The following is a 20,222-nucleotide window of genomic DNA, read 5'->3' on the forward strand; positions in this document are numbered from 1 at the left end:
GTTGCCGGGGCTACTGGACGACCGGCTTCCCGGACAGCTCCACGCCCGCCTCCCGCAGCTCCTCCAGCGCCCGCTCGGTGGTCTCCGCGGCCACCCCGGCGGTCAGGTCGAGCAGCACCTGCGTACGGAAGCCCTCGCGCGCGGCGTCCAGGGCGGTGGCCCGTACGCAGTGGTCGGTGGCGATGCCCACGACGTCGACCTCGTCGATCTCCCGGGCCCGCAGCCAGTCGGCGAGCGACGTGCCGTTCTCGTCGGCGCCCTCGAAGCCGCTGTAGGCCGCCGCGTAGGCACCCTTGTCGAAGACGGCGTCTATCGCGCCGGACGCGACGGCGGGGGCGAAGTTCGGGTGGAAGCCGACGCCCTCCGTGCCGGCGACGCAGTGCGCGGGCCAGGAGTGGACGTAGTCGGGGTGGTCGGCGAAGTGGCCGCCCGGTGCGACATGGTGGTCGCGGGTGGCCACGACATGGCGGTAGCCGGCGGGCGCCTGCCCGATCAGCTCGGTGATGGCGGCGGCCACGTCCGCACCGCCGGACACCGCGAGGCTGCCCCCCTCGCAGAAGTCGTTCTGCACGTCTACGACGATCAGGGCGCGGCGCATGGTCGGTGTCCTTCGGCTGGATCGGATGTGAGGTTGAGGGGCACCAGCTTTAGCTACCCGAGCCCCCGTGCGCGTACTCCGTCGGAATGACGGGTTCCCCTCGGGAGAGCTGGGTGGCGGACAGCGGGAGGTTGGCGCGGGCGGCCGCGTGCCGGTCCCGGGCGGCGTCCAGCGGCTCGCGGGCGACGACCGTGCCGCCCTTGACCAGCTCGACCAGGAGCTGCCGGCCGGCGAGGTCCTCGGGCACCGGCCCGGTGCCGACCACCTCGGCCTCGGCGTAGCCGTGGCTGTCCAGCCGCCGGGCCGCCCACTTGCGGCCGCCGATCGAGGTCTTGCCGCCGCTGGACTTCTTCGCCACCGGCACCAGCGGCGCCCCGTCCTCACCGGACTCCGCGCGGGCGACCAGCTTGTAGACCATCGAGGCCGTCGGGTGCCCGGACCCGGTCACCAGCTGGGTGCCGACGCCGTACGCGTCCACGGGCGCCGCCGCCAGCGAGGCGATGGCGTACTCGTCCAGGTCCGAGGTCACGACGATCTTCGTCTCCGTCGCGCCCAGCTCGTCCAGCTGCTGCCGCACCCGGTGGGCGACCAGCAGCAGGTCGCCGGAGTCGATGCGCACGGCGCCCAGCTCCGGCCCGGCGATCTCCACGGCCGTACGGACGGCCTCGGCGACGTCGTAGGTGTCCACGAGGAGCGTGGTGTCCCGGCCGAGCGCTTCCACCTGGGCGCGGAAGGCGTCCCGCTCATTGTCGTGCAGCAGGGTGAAGGCGTGGGCGGAGGTGCCCACGGTGGGGATGTTGTAGCGGAAGCCGGCGGCCAGGTCGGAGGTGGTCGCGAAGCCGCCGACGTAGGCGGAGCGGGCGGCGGCGACGGCGGCCAGCTCGTGGGTGCGGCGGGCGCCCATCTCGATCAGCGGACGCTCCCCGGCGGCGGAGGCCATCCGGGAGGCGGCGGCGGCGATCGCCGAGTCGTGGTTGAGGATGGAGAGGATCACCGTCTCCAGCAGCACGCACTCGCCGAAGGTCCCCTCGATCCGCATGATCGGCGAGCCCGGGAAGTACACCTCCCCCTCGGGGTAGCCCCAGATGTCGCCGCCGAAGCGGTACTGGGCGAGCCAGTCGAGGGTCTCCTCGTCGACGATGCCCTTCTCGCGCAGGAAGCGCAGGACGTCCGCGTCGAAGCGGAAGTTCTCCACCGCGTCCAGCACCCGTCCGGTGCCCGCGACGACGCCGTAGCGGCGCCCGTCCGGCAGTCGCCGCGTGAAGACCTCGAACACGCTCCGCCGCCCGGCCGTGCCCGCCTTCAGGGCGGCTCGGAGCATGGTCAGCTCGTACTGGTCCGTGAAGAGCGCCGTCGAGGGAACGTCCACCGGCAGCCCAAGGTCCGCTGTGTTCATGACGAGGATGCTACCCCCATTTCGTCAGTCTGACGATTTGTGGTGGCGTGGCGCCGGCCACAGGCCCGTTTGTGCGAGTGCCCCCCTGTGGTGGCAGCATGGGCCATGTGACGGCAGCCGCACCCATGGAGATCGAGAAGACCGAATCGGCGGAGGAGGTCTTCGCCGTACCCGAGCCCGACGTGCCCTGGCTGACGATCGTCCACAACGATCCCGTCAACCTCATGAGCTACGTGACGTACGTCTTCCAGTCGTACTTCGGCTACTCCAAGGAGAAGGCCACCAAGCTCATGACGGACGTCCATCACAAGGGCCGCGCGGTCGTCTCCACCGGCTCGCGCGAGGAGATGGAACGGGACGTCCAGGCCATGCACGGCTACGGTCTGTGGGCCACCCTCCAGCAGGACCGGAAATGACCCACGCCCGCCCGCAGGACGGAAGTAGCTGAATCGCCTCCATGCCAGGACAGTTCGAACCGCTTCCCGGCGGCGGCGCGGCCGTCGCCCTCGACGACGTCGAGATCTCCATCATCCGGTCCCTGGCCGTGCAGCTCCTGGAGCTGATCGGCCCCGGACCCGCCGAGGACGCCTCCGACGACCCGCTGGCCGAGCTCTTCGCCGACGGCCCGAGCGAGCCGCCCTCCGACCCGGTGCTGCGGCGCCTCTTCCCGGACGCCTACGGCGACCCCGGGGGCGCCCCGCAGGCCAAGGAGGCCGAGGAGCAGCGGGCGTACTCCGCCGAGTTCCGCCGCTATACCGAGAACGACCTGCGGGCCGGCAAGCGCGACAGCGCGCTCGCGGTCATCCGCACCCTGGACACCCTCGCCTCGGCGTCCGCGGGTGAGGAGGGGGCGGTGCTGAAGCTGTCGCCCCAGGAGTCCCAGGAGTGGCTGCGCGCCCTGAACGACCTGCGCCTCGCGATCGGTTCCCGGCTGGAGATCGCCGACGAGGACGACACCGACCTGCTCTACCGGCTCCCGGACGAGGACCCGCGCAAGCCGATGGTGATGGCGTACCTGTGGCTCGGCGGACTCCAGGAGTCGCTCGTCGCGACCCTTATGCCCTGATTGCCGGGCAGAGTGTCCGCTCAGCGGTACCTCAAATCCGGGTAATGATCTCGTCAAGGAATTACCCCTCTTCGCCCATTTCGGGCGCCTTCTGTCCTTATTTGTCTGTGCTGTGCGTCACATAGTTCTCCCGTGATCGACCTCCCGGTCGTGGTAAATCTTCACGACCGCCCGGCGAACACCACCCGAATGTTCGGCCGGGTGCGCCACCGAGCCGGCGGATCGCCGGCCAGGCACCGAGCGGGACGTGAGGCCCGCTCAACTCCATCATCCGGGGGGATCGAGACCCGATCCGAGGCCGAGTCGAGGCCCGGATCGGCATGGAGAAAGGCGCACCACACATGACCTCTGCGCAGGTCGACACGGACAAGGCCCCCGAAGAGGGCTACGAGCGCGGGCTCAACAGCCGCCAGGTCCAGATGATCGCGATCGGCGGCGCCATCGGCGTCGGTCTCTTCCTGGGCGCCGGGGCCAACATCGCCAAGGCCGGCCCCAGCATCATCCTCATGTACGCCCTCGCGGGCGTGATCATCTTCTTCATCATGCGGGCGCTCGGCGAACTCCTGCTCTACCGACCGGTCTCCGGCTCCTTCGCCGAGTACTCGCGCGAGTTCCTCGGCCCCTTCTTCGGCTACTTCACCGGCTGGACGTACTGGCTGATGTGGGTGGTCACCGGCATGGCGGAGCTCACCGCCGCCGCCATCTACATCCACTACTGGTTCCCGGACATCCCGCAGTGGGTGTCGGCCCTGGTCTTCCTGGTCCTGCTGTTCGTGGCCAACCTGATCTCGGTGAAGCTGTTCGGCGAGATCGAGTTCTGGTTCTCGATGGTCAAGGTCACCGCCATCATCGGCATGATCGTGATCGGCGTCGGCGTGCTCACCCTCGGCTTCAGCCAGGCCGGCGACACCGCCGCCGTCTCCAACCTCTGGGCCTTCGACGGCTTCTTCCCCAAGGGCATCGGCTCGTCCCTGATGACCCTCCAGGGCGTCATGTTCGCCTACCTCGCCGTCGAACTCGTCGGCGTCACCGCCGGCGAGTCGGAGAACCCCGAGAAGACCCTCCCCAAGGCGATCAACACCCTGCCCTGGCGCATCGCCCTCTTCTACGTCGGCGCCCTCACCGTCATCCTGGCAGTGGTGAAGTGGACGGAGTTCGCCGAGGGCGTCAGCCCCTTCGTGGAGGCCTTCACCGTCATCGGCATCCCGGCCGGCGCCGGCATCGTCAACTTCGTCGTGCTCACCGCCGCCCTGTCGTCCTGCAACTCCGGCATGTACTCCACGGGCCGCATGCTGCGCACCCTCGCGGACAACGGCGAGGCCCCCGGGGTCTTCAGCCGGTTGTCGTCGACCAAGACCCCGGCCATCGGCATCGGCATCTCGGTGATCTTCATGGGCATCGGCGTGGTCCTGAACTACGTCGTCCCGGAGAAGGCCTTCGGCTACGTCACCTCCATCGCCACCGCCGCCGGCATCTGGACCTGGCTGATGATCCTGATCAGTCACGTCCGCTACCGCCGCAAGGTCGTCGCGGGCCGCCTGCCCGCCTCCTCCTTCCCGGCGCCGGGCGGCTCGGTGTGCTCCTACATCGCCATCGTCTTCCTGCTCTTCGTCACCTGCCTGATCGCCTACGACGCCGACGCCCGCGTCTGCCTGTACGTGATGGCCGGCTGGGCCGCCGCCCTCGGCATCGGCTGGGCCGTGCTCAAGAGCCGCAACCCGCAGATTGCCGAGCGGCCCGGCGAGCCGGAGTTCGAGAAGATCGGCTGACGCCGCCCCGGCCGCCCCGGCGACCGGCGCTGACCAGCGCGTTCGCGCGCATCGCGGACGTCCGGCCGCACGGGGTGCTCGTGGCACCCGGCACGGCCACCGCTCAGGATGTCCGGCATATGGGCCGATCCGTACCACCCACCGGTACCGATCGGCCCTTCTGCTTATCCTGGCCGCATGCTGACCATCACCCAGGCCCTGTACGACCAGATCGTCGCCCACGCGCGCGAGGACCACCCCGACGAGGCGTGCGGCGTGGTGGCCGGCCCCGTGGGCGAGGGCCGCCCCGAGCGGTTCGTCCCGATGCTGAACGCCGCCCGCTCGCCGACCTTCTACGAGTTCGACTCGCAGGACCTGCTCAGGCTCTACCGGGAGATGGACGACCGGGACGAGGAGCCGGTGGTCATCTACCACTCCCACACGGCCACCGAGGCCTACCCCTCCCGCACCGACATCACCTACGCCAACGAGCCCGGCGCCCACTACGTCCTGGTCTCCACGGCGGACACCGACGGCGCCGGCGACTTCCAGTTCCGGTCGTTCCGCATCCTCGAGGGCGAGGTGGCCGAGGAGGAGGTCAAGGTCGTGGAGGCGTACTGATATCACAGGACGGACGGGAAGCGTCCAGCAGATGAGATCACACTCCGAATGCCGGACCGGGAATCGATACGATGAGCCCATGGTTCTTCTCGACGTGAGCGAAAAGGCGCCGGGCACGCTGCTCGTGGCGCGGCTGCACGTCGACCTGTGCAGGCTGAACAGCGCCATCTGTTGATCTTCCGCTGCCGCCGTACGGCCGTGCGCCGCGGCGGGCTGCCGCGTGCCGCCGCGCGCCTCACCGAACCCACGACACCTTCCGACAGGAGCCCTCAGCCATGGCCATCGAGGTCCGCATCCCGACCATCCTCCGCCAGTACACCGACGGCCAGAAGGCGGTGGAGGGCACCGGGGACACCCTCGCCGAGCTCTTCACCGACCTCGAGACCAGGCACGCGGGCATCCGGGCCCGACTCGTCGACGAGGCGAACGGCGACCAGCTGCGCCGCTTCGTCAACGTCTACCTGAACGACGAGGACGTCCGCTTCCTGGACGGCATCACCACCAAGCTCGCCGACGGCGACAGCATCACGATCCTGCCGGCCGTCGCCGGCGGTATGGCCTGATCGGCGATGCGCTACGACTCCCCGCTGGCCGCGGTGGGCAACACCCCTCTGGTGGGCCTGCCGCGGCTCTCGCCGTCCGACGACGTCCGCATCTGGGCCAAGCTGGAGGACCGCAACCCGACCGGCTCGATCAAGGACCGCCCCGCGCTCCACATGATCGAGCAGGCGGAGAAGGACGGCCGCCTCACCCCGGGCTGCACGATCCTGGAGCCGACCAGCGGCAACACCGGCATCTCGCTGGCCATGGCCGCCAGGCTCAAGGGCTACCGCATCGTCTGCGTGATGCCCGAGAACACCTCCCAGGAGCGCCGGGACCTGCTCGCCATGTGGGGAGCGGAGATCATCTCCTCCCCGGCCGCGGGCGGCTCCAACACCGCCGTACGGGTCGCCAAGGAGCTCTCCGCCGAGCACCCGGACTGGGTGATGCTCTACCAGTACGGCAACCCGGACAACGCCGGCGCCCATTACGCGGGCACCGGCCCGGAGATCCTCGCCGACCTGCCGTCCATCACCCACTTCGTGGCCGGCCTCGGCACCACGGGCACCCTGATGGGCGTCGGCCGCTTCCTGCGCGAGAACAAGCCCGACGTGAAGATCGTCGCCGCCGAACCGCGCTACGACGACCTGGTGTACGGCCTGCGCAACCTGGACGAGGGCTTCGTACCCGAGCTGTACGACGCCTCCGTGCTCACCACCCGCTTCTCGGTGGGCTCGGCCGACGCGGTCACCCGCACCCGTGAGCTCCTCCAGCAGGAGGGCATCTTCGCGGGCGTCTCCACCGGTGCCGCCCTGCACGCCGCGATCGGCGTCGGGAACAAGGCGGTGAAGGCCGGCGAGAGCGCGGACATCGTGTTCGTCGTCGCCGACGGCGGCTGGAAGTACCTCTCCACCGGCGTCTACACGGCGGCCACCACCGAGGAGGCCATCGACACCCTCCAGGGCCAGCTCTGGGCCTGACCGCTCACTCGGCGAGGTGACGGACCTGGTCCCACAGGACCGGGTCCACCACACCCACCCGCCGCCGGAAGTCCCGCACGGGCACCTCCCGCAACTCGTCCATCTCCAGGAAGCTCGTCCGCCCCCGCGCGTCCCCGACCGAGCCCGGCGGCAACGTGATCACTCCTGCCCGCCCGGCCCGGTGCCGGCTGGTGATCTTCGCCACCAGCGCCCGCCGCCCGCGCACCCGGACCACCAGACACGGCCGGTCCTTCGCACCGCCGGAGTCCTCGTACGGCACGTTCGCCCACCAGATCTCCGCGGGCCGCGGCCGGTCCGTCCGCCCTCCCGGCCCCGTGGGCCGACCCGGCGGGCGCCGGCTGCCGCCCGGCCGCGGAGGCCGCCGCCCCCGGCCCCAGCCGTCGACGACCGTGGCGACGAGCGCGAGCAGTACCACCGCCGCGAGGGCGAGCCACCAGGACGTGTTCATGCCGACGACCGTACCGGCGCGCACTGCCCCCGCGCGCCCCCTCCATGGCCCCGCGCGCCCAACTTCCAGCCGAACCGGTGACACCGCAGGTGAGTTCGCCCACAACGGCCCCTGGCGGAGGAGCGACCCGAGGTTTTGCGCCTTACGCTCGACAAACCGCACGACCCCCGTCTCTCCACACGCGCCAGCGGAGGTTTCTGCTTCATGAAGCTCACCGTCGTCGGCTGCTCGGGGTCGTTCCCGTCCGCGGAATCGGCCTGCTCGAGCTACCTCGTCGAGGCCGACGGCTTCCGGCTGCTCCTCGACATGGGCAACGGCGCCCTCGGCGAGTTGCAGCGCCACTGCGGTCTCTACGACCTCGACGCGATCTTCCTCAGCCACCTGCACGCCGACCACTGCATCGACATGTGCGCCTACTTCGTGGCGCGCTACTACCGGCACGAGGGCGGCCGCTGCGACCCCCTCCCGGTCTACGGACCCGAGGGCACCGAGCACCGGCTCACCACCGCCTACGCCGACACCCCCTCCGCCTCGTCCATGAGTGAGGTCTTCGACTTCCACACGGTCAAGCCGTCCACCTTCGAGGTCGGCCCCCTCACCGTGCACACCGAACGCGTCGCCCACCCCGTGGAGGCCTACGCCATCCGCGTCGAGCACGGCGGCAGGTCGCTGACCTACTCCGGCGACACGGGCGTCACCGCCACGCTGGACGAACTCGCCCGCGACACCGACCTGTTCCTGTGCGAGGCCGCCTTCACGCACGGCAAGGAGAACATCCCCGACCTCCACCTCAACGGCCGCGAGGCGGGCGAGAGCGCCACCCGCGCCGGCGCCCGCCGCCTGGTCCTCACCCACATCCCCCCGTGGACCGACCCCCGGGTCAACCTCGCCGACGCGCGCGAGGTCTACGACGGACCGGTGGAGGTCGCCGCGGCGGGCGCGGTGTACGAGGTCTAACCCCCGCGCAGGCATGACGAGGGCCCCGGAACCTTGCCGGTTCCGGGGCCCTCGTCATGCTTGTCCGCGGCGGGGACTCACGCCTTCGTGAGGTCCTCGACCTCCTCCTCGGGCTCGCGGCCCGGGGTGGTGAGGTTGAACTTCGTGATCGCGAATCGGAAGAGCACGTAGTAGATCACCGCGAATACCAGGCCGATCGGGATGATCAACCATGGCTTGGTGGCCAGGTTCCAGTTCAGGGCGTAGTCAATGAAGCCCGCCGAGAAGGTGAAGCCCGCGTGCACGCCGAGCGCCCAGGTGATCGCCATGGACAGGGCCGTCAGGATCGCGTGGATCACATACAGCACCGGAGCGATAAACATGAACGCGAACTCGATGGGCTCGGTCACACCGGTGACGAACGAGGTCAGTGCCAGCGAGACCATCATGCCCGTCACGGCCTTGCGCCGCTCGGGACGGGCGGCGTGCGCGATGGCGATGGCGGCGGCCGGAAGACCGAACATCATGATCGGGAAGAAGCCGGACATGAACTGGCCCGCGTCCGGGTCACCGGCGAAGAACCGGTTCAGGTCACCGTGCACGACCTCGCCCGCAGCGTTCGTGAAGTCACCGATCTGGAACCACGAGACGGTGTTCACGAACTGGTGCATGCCGATCGGGATCAACGCGCGGTTGATCAGACCGAACAGACCGGCACCGAGGGCCCCGAGGCCTGTGATCCACTCACCGAGGTCGGTGATGAGGTCGCCGATGGGCTGCCAGCCGACCACGACCAGTACGCCGAGGGCGGTGCCCACGAACGCCATGATGATCGGGACCAGGCGGCGGCCGTTGAAGAAGCCCAGCCAGTCGACGAGCTTGGTGCGGTGGAACCGCTGCCAGATCACCGCAGAGAGCAGACCCAGGATGATGCCGCCGAGCACACCCGGGTTCTGGTACGACGCCGCCGTGACCTCCGCACCGTTCTGCCACACGCCGCCGAGTCCGGTCCCGACGAACTGCGCTCCCTCGGGAACACCGTCCTCGATGGGGAACTGGTGGATCACCGAGTAGTAGGTGAGGAACCCGACCACGGCGGCCAGCGCGGTGGAACCGTCGGCCTTCTTGGCGAAGCCGATAGCGACGCCTATGCAGAACAGCAGCGGCAGACCCAGCGAGGCGTCCAGCAGCGCGCCACCGGCGCCCGCGAACACCTTGGCGACCTTGTCCCAGCCCAGGCCGTCGGCCCCGAAGACGTCCGGCTGTCCCAGGCGAAGCAGGATGCCGGCCGCCGGGAGCACGGCGATCGGGAGCTGCAGGCTGCGGCCGACCTTCTGCAAACCCTGGAAAAGACCAGATCCCCGCTTCTTTGCGGGGGCCGCCTTGTCAGTGGCGGTGCTCATACTTCCTCCATCGGGTGGTGGTCTACACCACTCAGTGGTGTAGACCTGTTGTAGCACGATGAAGGCCGCGTAAGGAACCCGTGATTCCGCGACGGATGGACTACGCGCAGTGCCCGGTCAAGCCTCCAGGCCAGAGCCCCCGAGGGCGTGCCGAAGGCCCCCGGACGGCCGGTCCGAGGGCCTTCGCGAGACCACGGTCAAAGAGTACGTGAGGGTGCGTGAGGTCTACACCTTCGTGACGTCCTCCACCTCGTCCTCCGGCTCCCGCCCCGGCGTCTTCAGGTCGAACTTCGTGATCGCGAACCGGAAGACCACGTAATACACCACTGCGAATACCAGGCCGATCGGAATGATCAGCCACGGCCTGGTCGCCAGGTTCCAGTTGATGACGTAGTCGATCAGCCCCGCCGAGAAACTGAACCCGTCCTTCACACCCAGCGCCCACGTCACGGCCATCGACACACCCGTCAGCACCGCGTGCACCGCGTACAGCACCGGAGCGATGAACAGGAACGAGTACTCCAGCGGCTCCGTGATCCCCGTCACGAACGACGTCAGCGCCACCGACAGCATCAGACCGCCGACCTCCTTGCGCCGGTGCGGCTTCGCGCAGTGGGTGATCGCCAGCGCCGCCGCGGGCAGCGCGAACATCATGATCGGGAAGAAGCCCGAGGTGAACTGACCCGCGTTCGGGTCACCCGCCAGGAACATGTTGATGTCGCCGTGCACCACCGTGCCGTCCGGCTTCGTGTACGAGCCGAACTGGAACCACATCGGCACGTTCAGGAACTGATGCAGACCGATCACCAGCAACGCCCGGTTCGCCAGCCCGAACACACCCGCGCCCCAGGCGCCCAGCCCCGTCAGCCAGTCGCTGAAGCTCTCCAGCGCGTCACCGATCGGCGGCCACACCCACAGGCACAGCGCCGCGAAGGCGATCGCCACGAACGCCATGATGATCGGCACCAGCCGGCGCCCGTTGAAGAACCCGAGCCAGTCGACCAGCTTCGTCCGATGGAAACGCTGCCAGAAATAGGCCGTCAGCAACCCCATCACGATGCCGCCGAAGACCCCCGGATTCTGGAAGGTGAAGGCCGTCACCGTCTCCGACCCGTCGGTCAGCCGGCACCCGATCTGCGGGATCGCCTCCGAACCCTCCGGACAGTCCTCCGGAAACTGCCGCAGCACGTTGAAGTAGACGAGGAACCCCGCCACCGCCGCCAGCGCCGTCGAACCGTCCGCCTTCTTCGCCATCCCGATGGCCACGCCCACACAGAACAGCAGCGGCAGTCCCAGCGAACCGTCCAGCAGCGCACCGCCCGCGCCGGTCATCACCTTCGAGACGTTCGACCAGCCAAGACCGTCGTCCCCGAAGACATCCGGCTGCCCCAGCCGGTTGAGAATGCCCGCGGCGGGCAGGACCGCGATGGGCAGCTGAAGACTGCGACCCATCTTCTGCAACCCCTGGAACGCCCTGTTCCAGCGGGCACGTGCAGGGCTGACCCCGCTGTCGGCACTCATCCGGTCTCCATCCGGTCGCCGGTACACTGGTGTAGACCAGTTGACAGACGGCTCCGCCGCCGTGACGCCATCATTCGATACAGGCCCCACGATGGCTCGCGAAGATGGGCCAACTGTGGGTTACTGCCACAAAGCGGCTCGGATCAGGGAGAAAGAACATGGCCAGCAAGGCTGAGAAGATCGTCGCCGGCCTCGGCGGCATCGACAACATCGACGAGATCGAAGGCTGCATCACCCGCCTCCGCACCGAGGTCAACGACCCCGCGCTGGTCAACGAAGCCGCCCTCAAGGCCGCCGGCGCCCACGGCGTCGTCAAGATGGGCACCGCCATCCAGGTCGTCATCGGCACCGACGCCGACCCGATCGCCGCCGAGATCGAAGACATGATGTAAAGACGCCGAGCGCACCCAGGGGCCCCTCCCACCACGGGACGGGCCCCTACCCGTGCGCCCGCTAGGCTCACCCGCATGTCACGAATCGACGGCCGCACCCCCCAGCAGCTCCGCCCCGTCACCATCGAACGCGGCTGGAGCAAGCACGCCGAAGGCTCCGTCCTCGTCTCCTTCGGCGACACCAAAGTCCTCTGCAACGCCTCCGTCACCGAAGGCGTCCCCCGCTGGCGCAAGGGCAGCGGCGAAGGCTGGGTGACCGCCGAGTACGCCATGCTGCCCCGCGCCACCAACACCCGCGGCGACCGCGAGTCCGTCAAGGGCCGCATCGGCGGCCGCACCCACGAGATCAGCCGCCTCATCGGCCGCTCCCTGCGCGCGGTCATCGACTACAAGGCACTCGGCGAGAACACCATCGTCCTCGACTGCGACGTGCTCCAGGCCGACGGAGGCACCCGCACCGCCGCCGTCACCGGCGCCTACGTCGCCCTCGCCGACGCCGTCACCTGGGCCCAGACCACCAAGAAGCTCATCAGGCCCAGCCGCAAGCCCCTCACCGGCACCGTCTCCGCCGTCTCCGTCGGCATCGTCGACGGCACCCCCCTCCTCGACCTCCGCTACGAGGAAGACGTCCGCGCCGACACCGACATGAACGTCGTCTGCACCGGCGACGGCCGCTTCGTCGAGGTCCAGGGCACCGCCGAGGCCGAGCCCTTCGACCGCGACGAACTCAACGCCCTCCTCGACCTCGCCGCCGGCGGCTGCGCCGAACTGGCCGACCTCCAGCGCAAGGCCCTGGACGCGACCCTCGAAAGGTAAAGAGGACACCAAGGGCGCATCAAGAAAAGGCGGGCCGGACACGCAACTCCACCGCCCACCGCCGCGTCCATAGCAGTGCAGCAGTTCTACGGGCGTACGGCCGACGCACTCGCCGTACGCCCGACGCCGCACCGCACACGGGCCGCCCGGCCCTGTCCCAAGGGGAGGACCGAGACCCATGGCCGCGAGCCGCCACCGCCGCCTTCGCCGCACCACCGTCACCGCCGCCACCGTGGCGGCCGTCGCCCTGACGGCCGGACTCGCCACCGGATGCGACGCCGTCGACAAGGCCCTCGACTGCGTCCAGGCCGCCGACGCCATCGCCGACAGCGTCACCGCACTCCAGCAGGCCGTGGAGAACGCGTCCAACGACCCGGCGCAGCTCGAGGAATCCCTCAACTCCATAGACAAGAACCTCGACAAGATCGGCGACAAGACCGACAACGCCGACGTCAACACGGCGGTCGACGACCTCGGCAAGGCCGTCGAAAACGTCCGCACCTCCGTCGAGAACGGCGACAACACCCCGGACCTGAGCCCCGTCACCGACGCGGCCGGCGAACTGACGAAGGTCTGCACGCCGTAAGGGCGGGCCGGCGGGACGGACTCAGGGGTCCGGGATACTGAACCCCATGACCCGCCTGATCCTCGCCACCCGCAACGCCGGAAAGATCACCGAACTGAGGGCCATCCTCGCCGACGCAGGCCTGCCCCACGACCTCGTCGGCGCGGACGCCTACCCGGAGATCCCCGACGTCCGCGAAACCGGCATCACCTTCGCCGAGAACGCCCTCCTCAAGGCCCACGCCCTCGCCCGGGCCACCGGCCTCCCCGCCGTCGCCGACGACTCCGGCCTCTGCGTCGACGTCCTGAACGGCGCGCCCGGCATCTTCTCCGCCCGCTGGTCCGGCACCCACGGCGACGACAAGGCCAACCTCGACCTCCTCCTCGCCCAGATCGGCGACATCGCCGACGAGCACCGGGGCGCGCACTTCGCCTGCGCGGCGGCCCTGGCCCTGCCCGACGGCACGGAGCGGGTCGTCGAAGGCCAACTCAGGGGCACCCTGCGCCACGAGCCCGCCGGCACGGGCGGCTTCGGCTACGACCCGATCCTCCAGCCGGAGGGCGAGACCCGCACCTGCGCGGAACTGACGGCGGACGAGAAGAACGCGATCAGCCACCGGGGGAAGGCCTTCCGGGCACTGGTGCCGGTGGTGCGGGAGCTGCTCGGCTAAGGGCGGGCCTGCAAGAAACTGGAAGGGCGCGACTCCCCGTTGGGAGCCGCGCCCTGAAGGTGGGGCCGACGAGACTCGAACTCGCACTGTCCACTACCTAAAAGTGGTGCCTCCTGCCGAAATTGGGCTACGGCCCCACGTACAGCTTACTGGCTCTTGGCGAGCCGTTGCGGCGGGACAGAGCGTTCGCGCGATCGGACGGCGAACGTACTGGTCTGACTGTGGCAGGACGGGCAGAGGTAACGCAGGTTCTCCTGACGGTCGTCCAGTCGATCGCCATTGATGTGATCAATCTCCAGTACGAGTCGCCTGCCCTGCCAGATGTCTCCGATGCCGCACTCACCGCAGACATGCGGTACGCCAAGGTCATCAAGGGCTCGCCGGAGCAGAACCGTCCTGGTACGGGCAGATCCGGGAGCGCGCCGCAGCAGAATGTCGGCCGCCGGCTTGCGGCGTGGGGACCGGGTGCCGCGATAGTGGCCCTGCCCTGTGAAGTGGGCAGTCGACAGGCCGAATGCTTCGATGCTGCGCTTCACGAGTGCCCGAGTTGCACCGTTGCTGCTTCGGCCAAGGGCCGCGAGGACTCCAGCCACGCTCGTGGCGGTCTCGACTGCTGCGGCCAGTTCGGCGCGGGGGAGGAGGCCGGGACCGTATGCGCGTCCGCTGGTGAAGTGCGAGGTGTCGATCCCGAACTTGTCCAGCCTCTTCCTGATGTGGCCGTACGGGCCGTCCTGCGGGGGAAGCCCCATGTACTCCAGTATCTCCCTGATGCTGTTCGAATGAGCGGCGGCCTCTCTGAGGAGTTCTTCCGGATAGCTGCGCCGTTCGCGTTCCGGCAGCGGATCCTCGCGGAAGTGCGAGGTGTCGATGCGGTAGTGCTGTAGCCGCTTGCTGAGATAGCAGCGAGGGCCGCTTCCCATCGGTGTTCCGAGCTTGCGCATCAGGTCGACCATGCTGGTAGCCCCGGCTGCAGTTCGTGTCAGCAGGTCGCGTGTGTACTTTGGCTTGCTCATGCGGCCCTGCGCCTACGGCCTCGATATGTGTCCGTTGAGGCATGGCAGTTGGGGCAGAGCAGCCGAAGGTTCTCCGGACGGTTGTCCCACCAGGCGCCGTCGACGTGGTCGACCTCCAGCCGGAGGGGTTTGCCGTTCCACTCGGGTCCAGTGCCGCACATTGCGCAGCTCTCCGGAACTCCGGACCGGAGTAAGTGTCGTCGCAGCCGACTTCCCGGGATCCTGCCCGCTTGCGGCGTGCGAAGGACCAGGGGATCGCCGTGCGAACCTCTGGGCTTTCGCGATCGCCCAGCGAAGTGGGATGTGTCGATGCCCAATGTCGCGATACGGCGGCTGATGTGTGTGTGGTTGCCGCCTACCGGGTTGATGCCCAGGCGGCGAAGAACCTCCTTGACGCTGGCCGACGCGGCGACGGCCTCCCGGAGAGCCACCTCTGTGTGGCGCGTCCACTGTGTTGGAAAGTGTGCCGCGTCCACGCCTGCCTCGGCCATTTTTTGACGCAGGTAGCGCCTGCTGCCAGGCGTTGGCGTCCCGCCGCACCAGCGCACGGCGTCGTCCCAGTTCGTGGTCGCCCGAGCTGCTTCTTCGAGCAGTTGACGGGTGTACCTGACCCCCATGCTTCCCCTCCGTCACCGGCCGCGCGTTCGCAGCCTCGTACGGAGTAACGAACCGGTTATCGGACAGTCACGCGCGATAAACGGAAGGGGCCGTACCGGTCGTGCGGTACGGCCCCTGCAAGGTAAGGGTCAGATCCCCAGATCCTTGATGATCTTGGCCACGTGGCCCGTCGCGCGGACGTTGTACAGGGCGTGTTCCACCTTGCCGTCCTCGTCGACGACGATCGTGGAGCGGATGACGCCCAGGTAGGTCTTGCCGTAGTTCTTCTTCTCGCCGAAGGCCGCGTACGCGTCCAGGACCTTCTTGTCCGGGTCGGCGAGGAGGGTGACCTTCAGGGACTCCGCGTCGCGGAACCTGGCCAGCTTCTCCGGCTTGTCCGGGGAGATGCCGATCACGTCGTAGCCCGCGCCGGCCAGCAGCTCCAGGTTGTCCGTGAAGTCGCACGCCTGCTTCGTGCAGCCGGGGGTAAGGGCAGCAGGGTAGAAGTACACGATGACCTTGCGGCCCTTGTGGTCGGACAGGGACACCTCGTTGCCGTCGGCGTCCGGGAGGGTGAAGGCGGGGGCCACGTCCCCGGGCTGGAGTCGCTCGCTCATCGAACCAGCGTAACCGGGGGTCCTGACAGTGCAGCGGGGCGAGTAGCTGACAGACTGTCCGGAACAGCGTCAGCAGACTTCGGAGGCCGTACGGTGGCGGACACGTCGGACATCAGAACCCCGGCGCAGATCGAGGCGGACATCAAGCGCCGCCGCGAGGTGCTGGCCGAGACGCTCGACGAGATCGGGATGCGGGTGCACCCGAAGACGATCGTGGGCGATGCGAAGGCCAAGGTCGCTTCCAGCGTCGATCACACCCTCGGACGTGCGTACGTCGAGGTCAATCGTGTGGTCAGCGATGTGAAGTCGCAGTTCGTGGACGAGGAGGGCTCGCCCCGGATGGAGCGCGTCGTGCCCGTCGCGCTCGTCGTCGTAGGGGTCGTCGGGCTGCTCGCCCTGGGCGGCACCCGGCGGCGCCGGCGCTGAGCCGGGGCAGGTAGGTTCAGGGCGTGAGCGCCAAGAGAAACGAGCACAGTTCCCCGGACGACAAGCTGCCCATCCGGATGCTGCACGACCGCGTACTCGTGCGGCAGGACACCGGTGAGGGCGAGCGGCGGTCCGGGGGCGGGATCCTGATCCCCGCCACGGCGGCGGTCGGGCGGCGGCTGGCCTGGGCCGAGGTCGTCGCGGTGGGACAGAACGTACGGACCGTGGAGCCGGGCGACCGGGTGCTGTACGACCCGGAGGACCGCGCGGAGGTCGAGGTGCGGGGCACGGCGTACGTGCTCATGCGCGAGCGTGATCTGCACGCGGTGGCCGCGGACCGGTTCGAGGGGTCGGAGGATTCGACCGGGCTGTATCTCTGAGACTCTGGGGCCTCGTGCCTCTGAAACCGGGGTCGGCAGGGGCTTTCAGGGGCTGGTGATCGAGGTCACCGGCCCCTTTCGGCTCTCTTTGCTACCTTGGGAAGCACCCCGACGAGACGCGCCGTACCGGGCCAAGGAAAAGACGACGCACCACCGTTCAGTTCGTTCACGGAGGTGCCCGTCATGGCCTGGGTTCTGTTGCTCGTCGCCGGTCTGCTCGAGGTCGGCTGGTCGATCGGGATGAAGTACACGGACGGGTTCACCCGTCTCGTCCCGAGTCTGTTCACCGGCGCGGGGATCGTCGCCAGCATGGTGCTGCTGTCGTACGCGGCCCGGACGCTGCCCATCGGTACCGCCTACGGCGTGTGGGTGGGGATCGGCGCGGCCGGTGCGGCGGTGCTCGGCATGGTGGTGCTGGGTGAGCCGGTGACCGCCGCCCGGATCTTCTTCATCTGTCTGCTGCTGGTCGCCGTGGTGGGTCTGAAGGCGACCTCCGGGCACTGACCCGGCAGGCCCGGTTCGCCGTCACTGGCGGCGGGGTGTGACGGGGATGCCGGCGACCGTTCCGGTGTCCGAGTCGCCGCCGCCCGCGCCGGTCGTGTCGCCGCCGCCTCCCTCTGTGGTGCCGCCGCCGCTCGCCGAGTCGTCGCCGCCTCCGTCACCGCCGCCCGTGGGGCCCGGTTCGGTGGTGGCGCCGCCGGTGGTGGGGCCGCCGGTCGTCGGGTCGCCGGTGCCGGTTTCGCCGCCCGGCGGGGTGCTGCCGCCGCCGGTCCGGCCCGGGGTGGTCTCGGTGCCGGACCCGTCCTCGTCGCCGGTCGACTCGTCGTCGGGGTCGCCGCTGCCGCTCTCGTCGCCGGAGCCCGGTTCGTCCGAGGAGCCGTCGGACGGGGACGCGGTGACGTCGGCGCCGGCCTGGAGCTGGAGGTCGAAGTCGGTGACCGGTTCGCCCTTGAGGGCGTTGCGGGTGTACTGGCCCCAGATCTCGGCGGGCGCGCCGCCGCCGTTGATGCGGGGCAGGCCCATCGCGCCGTAGAGCGACTTGTGGGCGGCGGTCTCCGGGTCCTGGCCCATCACGGCGATGACGGTGGCCAGCTCGGGGGTGTAGCCGGCGAACCAGGCGGCGGTGTCCTCCTCGGCGGTGCCGGTCTTGCCGGCGGCGGGGCGGCCGGCGGCCTGGGCGGCGGTGGCGGTGCCGTTCTGGACGACGCTGCGCAGGACGGAGGTGGTGGTGTCGGCGGCCTCGCGGCTGACGGCCTGGCGCTCGCGCCGCTCGGGCAGCTCGACCTCCTGCTTGCCGTCCTTCATGACCTTCTCGACCAGCGTGTACGTGCCGTGCCTGCCGTGGTTGGCGAGGGTGGCGTACGCCTCGGCCATGTCGAGGGGGCTGGCGGTGGCCACGCCGAGGGCGATGGAGGGGGAGGGGGTCAGCTCGGGGGTGTTCTTGGAGAGGCCGAGGTCGATCGCGGTCTGCTGGACCTTGTCGGAGCCGACGTCCACGGCCATCTGGGCGTACACGGCGTTGACGGACTTGTCGGTGGCCTCGCGGACGGTGACGTCGCCGTAGTCGTGGTGGTCCTCGTTCTCCGGGGCGTAGCGGCCGCCGCTCCAGCCCTGGACGGGGCGTTCGCTGGTGCCGTCGTAGGTCGTGTTCGGGTTGATCGTGCGGCCGTCCTGCGTCTCGGAGTGGTTTTCGACGGCGGACGTGAGCACGAAGGGCTTGAAGGTGGAGCCGACCTGGAAGTCGCGGCGGGTGGCGTTGGGTGTGTACTGCTTGACGTAGTCGACGCCGTTGTACATCGCGACGACCTTGCCGGTTTCCGGGTCGACGGAGGCGCCGCCCGCGCGGACGTAGGTGTCGACCTTGCGTTCCTTCTTGTCCAGTTTGGACATGAGCTTGTCGTCGACGGCCTTGACGAAGGCGTTCTGCTTGTCCTTCTGCAGGGTCGTGGTGATGCGGTAGCCGCCGCGGTCGAGCTCCTCCTCGGCGACGATCTCGTTCTGGATCAGGTAGTCCCTGACGATGTTGACGACGTAGCCGCGCTGCCCGGACATGTTGGTGGAGATGGTGCTCTCCTTGGGCGCGGGGAACTTCTGGCTCGCGCGTTCGGACGGGCTGAGCCAGCCCTGCTCGGCCATGCCGTCCAGTACGTACTTCCAGCGGGCCTCGGCGGCGGGCTTGTTCTCGGGGTGGGCGACGACGTCGTACTGGCTGGGCGCGTTGAGCAGCGAGGCGAGGTAGGCGCCCTGGGCCGCGGTGAGGTCCTTGGCGTCGATGCCGTAGTAGGCCTGGGCGGCGGCCTGGATGCCGTAGGCGCCGCGGCCGAAGAAGCTGGTGTTGAGGTAGCCCTCGAGGATCTCGCTCTTGCTCTTCTCGCGGTCGAGCTTGATCGAGATGAAGAACTCCTTCACCTTGCGGGTGACGGTCTGTTCCTGGGCCAGGTAGTAGTTCTTCACGTACTGCTGGGTGATCGTGGAGCCGGACTGCTTGCCCTTGCCGGTGGCGGTGTTCCAGCCGGCGCGGACCATGGCCCCCGGGTCGATGGCGGACTCGGTGTAGAAGTCGCGGTCCTCGGCGGCCAGGACGGCGTGCTGGGCGGCCTTGGAGATGCGGGCGAGGCCGACGCTCTCCCGGTTGACCTCGCCGTCGCGGGCGAGGACGCTGCCGTCGGCGTAGAGGTAGACGTTGGACTGCTTGGTGGCGAGCGCGTTGGCGGCCGGGATCTGCACCAGGTGGTAGCCGATGAAGAAGCCGCCGATCAGCAGCAGGACGCCGATGAGGCAGGTGCTCAGTACGATGCGCCAGGTCGGGACGAACCGGCGCCATCCGGTGCGCGCCGGCCGCTTGGGCTTCTTGGCCTTCCCGTCGCCGGCCGCCCCCTCGCCGGCCGCCTGGGGCTCTCTCGGCGCCCAGCCCTGGTTCGGCTGCTGCGGCTGCGGCTCGTCGCTCATCTCGTGCACGGACTCCTGTTTCGCGTCGTACGGTCTGGTCTCGTACGGCCTTGTACGCCTCTGCGTCCTCCGGCGCCTCTCATGCCTTCCGGCGCCCTCTGAAGAAGACTCTCGCACCGGGCGTTCCGTTCCCACTCGGCGGCACACCCGTGAAATTCCGTGGCATGTGCGGTCGCGGCCGCACTAGGCTCCTGCGCTTCGGTGCCGGTCGGCGGGCGGGGTGCGTGGGAGTGGGCTCGGGGCGGTTGTACGCGGCCGTCGCGGCGGGGGGATTCCGACGGTACGCGACCTATCGGGCGGCCACCGCCGCAGGGGTGTTCACCAACACGGTCTTCGGATTGATCCGGGTATACACCTATCTGGCCCTGTGGGACGAGAAGCCGCAGCTCGGGGGCTACGACCAGGCGCAGGCCGTCACTTTCGTGTGGCTGGGGCAGGCGTTGCTGGCGGCGCTGGCGATCGGGGGCGGCGGGTTCGAGGACGAGCTGATGGAGCGCATACCTGCTTCCCTGATGATTG

Annotated in this window: 24 protein-coding genes, 1 tRNA gene, 1 pseudogene and 1 riboswitch; of the genes and pseudogenes, 16 read left to right on the forward strand and 10 right to left on the reverse strand. The window is 69.2% G+C overall.

The genetic code is table 11. The annotated features are described in order from the left end of the window. Positions 1–10: 10 nt before the first annotated feature. Entirely contained in the window at positions 11–598 is a 588-nt protein-coding gene (locus ACIQ1J_RS24145; protein WP_403559889.1) for a nicotinamidase, read from the reverse strand. 49 nt (positions 599–647) lie between these two features. Then, entirely contained in the window at positions 648–1,994 is a 1,347-nt protein-coding gene (locus ACIQ1J_RS24150; protein WP_403559891.1) for a nicotinate phosphoribosyltransferase, read from the reverse strand. Positions 1,995–2,092: 98 nt separating this feature from the next. Between ACIQ1J_RS24150 and clpS the strand changes: the two genes are divergently transcribed. From clpS to ACIQ1J_RS24185, 7 genes are all read left to right on the forward strand, one after another. Further along, complete coding sequence (clpS, locus tag ACIQ1J_RS24155; RefSeq protein WP_403559893.1) at positions 2,093–2,410, forward strand: ATP-dependent Clp protease adapter ClpS; 318 nt, start codon at positions 2,093–2,095, stop codon at positions 2,408–2,410. 41 nt (positions 2,411–2,451) lie between these two features. Continuing rightward, on the forward strand, positions 2,452–3,060 hold the full coding sequence (locus ACIQ1J_RS24160) for a DUF2017 domain-containing protein (RefSeq protein WP_210960713.1): 609 nt from the start codon (positions 2,452–2,454) through the stop codon (positions 3,058–3,060). A 341-nt stretch (positions 3,061–3,401) separates the two neighbouring features. After that, positions 3,402–4,829, forward strand: a complete 1,428-nt coding sequence (locus tag ACIQ1J_RS24165) for an amino acid permease (protein WP_403559895.1) — start codon at positions 3,402–3,404, stop codon at positions 4,827–4,829. A 177-nt stretch (positions 4,830–5,006) separates the two neighbouring features. After that, positions 5,007–5,429 (forward strand): Mov34/MPN/PAD-1 family protein, encoded by a 423-nt coding sequence (locus ACIQ1J_RS24170; RefSeq protein ID WP_403559897.1) that lies wholly within the window; start codon positions 5,007–5,009, stop codon positions 5,427–5,429. A gap of 79 nt (positions 5,430–5,508) precedes the next feature. Further along, positions 5,509–5,604: a putative leader peptide gene (locus tag ACIQ1J_RS24175; protein WP_310873142.1), complete on the forward strand. Its 96-nt coding sequence runs from the start codon at positions 5,509–5,511 to the stop codon at positions 5,602–5,604. Positions 5,605–5,704: 100 nt separating this feature from the next. Then, positions 5,705–5,992: a MoaD/ThiS family protein gene (locus ACIQ1J_RS24180; RefSeq protein ID WP_210960711.1), complete on the forward strand. Its 288-nt coding sequence runs from the start codon at positions 5,705–5,707 to the stop codon at positions 5,990–5,992. A gap of 6 nt (positions 5,993–5,998) precedes the next feature. Further along, entirely contained in the window at positions 5,999–6,949 is a 951-nt protein-coding gene (locus ACIQ1J_RS24185) for a PLP-dependent cysteine synthase family protein (RefSeq protein ID WP_403559900.1), read from the forward strand. Between the two features lie 4 nt (positions 6,950–6,953). Here ACIQ1J_RS24185 and ACIQ1J_RS24190 read toward each other — a convergent pair whose 3' ends face one another. Further along, positions 6,954–7,418: a type II toxin-antitoxin system PemK/MazF family toxin gene (locus ACIQ1J_RS24190; protein ID WP_403559902.1), complete on the reverse strand. Its 465-nt coding sequence runs from the start codon at positions 7,416–7,418 to the stop codon at positions 6,954–6,956. A gap of 204 nt (positions 7,419–7,622) precedes the next feature. On the opposite strand from ACIQ1J_RS24190, the gene ACIQ1J_RS24195 reads away from it, so the two are divergent. Beyond that, positions 7,623–8,375, forward strand: coding sequence for an MBL fold metallo-hydrolase (locus ACIQ1J_RS24195; protein WP_376673640.1), 753 nt, complete (start codon positions 7,623–7,625; stop codon positions 8,373–8,375). A 77-nt stretch (positions 8,376–8,452) separates the two neighbouring features. Here the strand turns inward: ACIQ1J_RS24195 and ACIQ1J_RS24200 are convergent, their stop codons facing one another. Both ACIQ1J_RS24200 and ACIQ1J_RS24205 read right to left on the reverse strand, forming a co-directional pair. After that, on the reverse strand, positions 8,453–9,757 hold the full coding sequence (locus tag ACIQ1J_RS24200) for a PTS transporter subunit EIIC (RefSeq protein ID WP_210960707.1): 1,305 nt from the start codon (positions 9,755–9,757) through the stop codon (positions 8,453–8,455). A gap of 225 nt (positions 9,758–9,982) precedes the next feature. Further along, positions 9,983–11,278, reverse strand: a complete 1,296-nt coding sequence (locus ACIQ1J_RS24205) for a PTS transporter subunit EIIC (RefSeq protein WP_403559905.1) — start codon at positions 11,276–11,278, stop codon at positions 9,983–9,985. A 158-nt stretch (positions 11,279–11,436) separates the two neighbouring features. Here ACIQ1J_RS24205 and ACIQ1J_RS24210 point away from each other — a divergent pair, with 158 nt between their 5' ends. From ACIQ1J_RS24210 to rdgB, 4 genes are all read left to right on the forward strand, one after another. After that, the gene (locus ACIQ1J_RS24210; RefSeq protein WP_003975905.1) at positions 11,437–11,670 is read left to right on the forward strand and encodes a glucose PTS transporter subunit EIIB; all 234 of its coding nucleotides are present in this window, start codon (positions 11,437–11,439) and stop codon (positions 11,668–11,670) included. Positions 11,671–11,745: 75 nt separating this feature from the next. After that, on the forward strand, positions 11,746–12,486 hold the full coding sequence (gene rph, locus ACIQ1J_RS24215; protein WP_403559908.1) for a ribonuclease PH: 741 nt from the start codon (positions 11,746–11,748) through the stop codon (positions 12,484–12,486). 178 nt (positions 12,487–12,664) lie between these two features. Further along, positions 12,665–13,072 carry a hypothetical protein gene (locus ACIQ1J_RS24220; protein WP_403559910.1) on the forward strand — a complete coding sequence of 136 codons (408 nt, stop codon included), beginning with the start codon at positions 12,665–12,667 and terminating at the stop codon, positions 13,070–13,072. Positions 13,073–13,118: 46 nt separating this feature from the next. After that, complete coding sequence (gene rdgB / locus ACIQ1J_RS24225) at positions 13,119–13,721, forward strand: RdgB/HAM1 family non-canonical purine NTP pyrophosphatase (RefSeq protein WP_403559912.1); 603 nt, start codon at positions 13,119–13,121, stop codon at positions 13,719–13,721. A gap of 60 nt (positions 13,722–13,781) precedes the next feature. Here the strand turns inward: rdgB and ACIQ1J_RS24230 are convergent. The 4 genes from ACIQ1J_RS24230 to bcp all read right to left on the reverse strand — a co-directional run bounded on the left by ACIQ1J_RS24230 (position 13,782) and on the right by bcp (position 15,948). Next, positions 13,782–13,858 (reverse strand) — tRNA-Leu (locus tag ACIQ1J_RS24230). 9 nt (positions 13,859–13,867) lie between these two features. Further along, on the reverse strand, positions 13,868–14,734 hold the full coding sequence (locus tag ACIQ1J_RS24235) for an HNH endonuclease signature motif containing protein (protein WP_403559914.1): 867 nt from the start codon (positions 14,732–14,734) through the stop codon (positions 13,868–13,870). Beyond that, positions 14,731–15,351 carry an HNH endonuclease gene (locus ACIQ1J_RS24240; RefSeq protein WP_403559916.1) on the reverse strand — a complete coding sequence of 207 codons (621 nt, stop codon included), beginning with the start codon at positions 15,349–15,351 and terminating at the stop codon, positions 14,731–14,733. The genes ACIQ1J_RS24235 and ACIQ1J_RS24240 overlap by 4 nt, the downstream gene beginning before the upstream one ends. A 129-nt stretch (positions 15,352–15,480) precedes the next feature. Further along, positions 15,481–15,948: a thioredoxin-dependent thiol peroxidase gene (gene bcp / locus ACIQ1J_RS24245; protein WP_210960702.1), complete on the reverse strand. Its 468-nt coding sequence runs from the start codon at positions 15,946–15,948 to the stop codon at positions 15,481–15,483. 93 nt (positions 15,949–16,041) lie between these two features. On the opposite strand from bcp, the gene ACIQ1J_RS24250 reads away from it, so the two are divergent. The 3 genes from ACIQ1J_RS24250 (at position 16,042) to ACIQ1J_RS24260 (ending at position 17,258) form a co-directional block, all read left to right on the forward strand. Further along, positions 16,042–16,374, forward strand: coding sequence for a DUF3618 domain-containing protein (locus ACIQ1J_RS24250; protein WP_210960701.1), 333 nt, complete (start codon positions 16,042–16,044; stop codon positions 16,372–16,374). Positions 16,375–16,397: 23 nt separating this feature from the next. Then, positions 16,398–16,754 carry a co-chaperone GroES gene (locus ACIQ1J_RS24255; protein WP_121747202.1) on the forward strand — a complete coding sequence of 119 codons (357 nt, stop codon included), beginning with the start codon at positions 16,398–16,400 and terminating at the stop codon, positions 16,752–16,754. An 85-nt stretch (positions 16,755–16,839) separates the two neighbouring features. Beyond that, positions 16,840–16,906: riboswitch (guanidine-III (ykkC-III) riboswitch) on the forward strand. Between the two features lie 31 nt (positions 16,907–16,937). After that, positions 16,938–17,258 (forward strand): multidrug efflux SMR transporter, encoded by a 321-nt coding sequence (locus ACIQ1J_RS24260; RefSeq protein WP_055417143.1) that lies wholly within the window; start codon positions 16,938–16,940, stop codon positions 17,256–17,258. Between the two features lie 21 nt (positions 17,259–17,279). Here the strand turns inward: ACIQ1J_RS24260 and ACIQ1J_RS24265 are convergent, their stop codons facing one another. Then, a complete protein-coding gene (locus ACIQ1J_RS24265) occupies positions 17,280–19,703 on the reverse strand; it encodes a transglycosylase domain-containing protein (RefSeq protein WP_403559919.1) in 2,424 nt (807 codons plus the stop codon). Positions 19,704–19,927: 224 nt separating this feature from the next. On the opposite strand from ACIQ1J_RS24265, the pseudogene ACIQ1J_RS24270 reads away from it, so the two are divergent. Beyond that, positions 19,928–20,203 (forward strand): annotated as a pseudogene (locus ACIQ1J_RS24270) (ABC transporter permease); the annotation flags it as partial. Positions 20,204–20,222: the final 19 nt, after the last annotated feature.

It is taken from the genome of Streptomyces sp. NPDC097107 (genome assembly GCF_044762405.1).
GTDB lineage: Bacteria > Actinomycetota > Actinomycetes > Streptomycetales > Streptomycetaceae > Streptomyces > Streptomyces thinghirensis.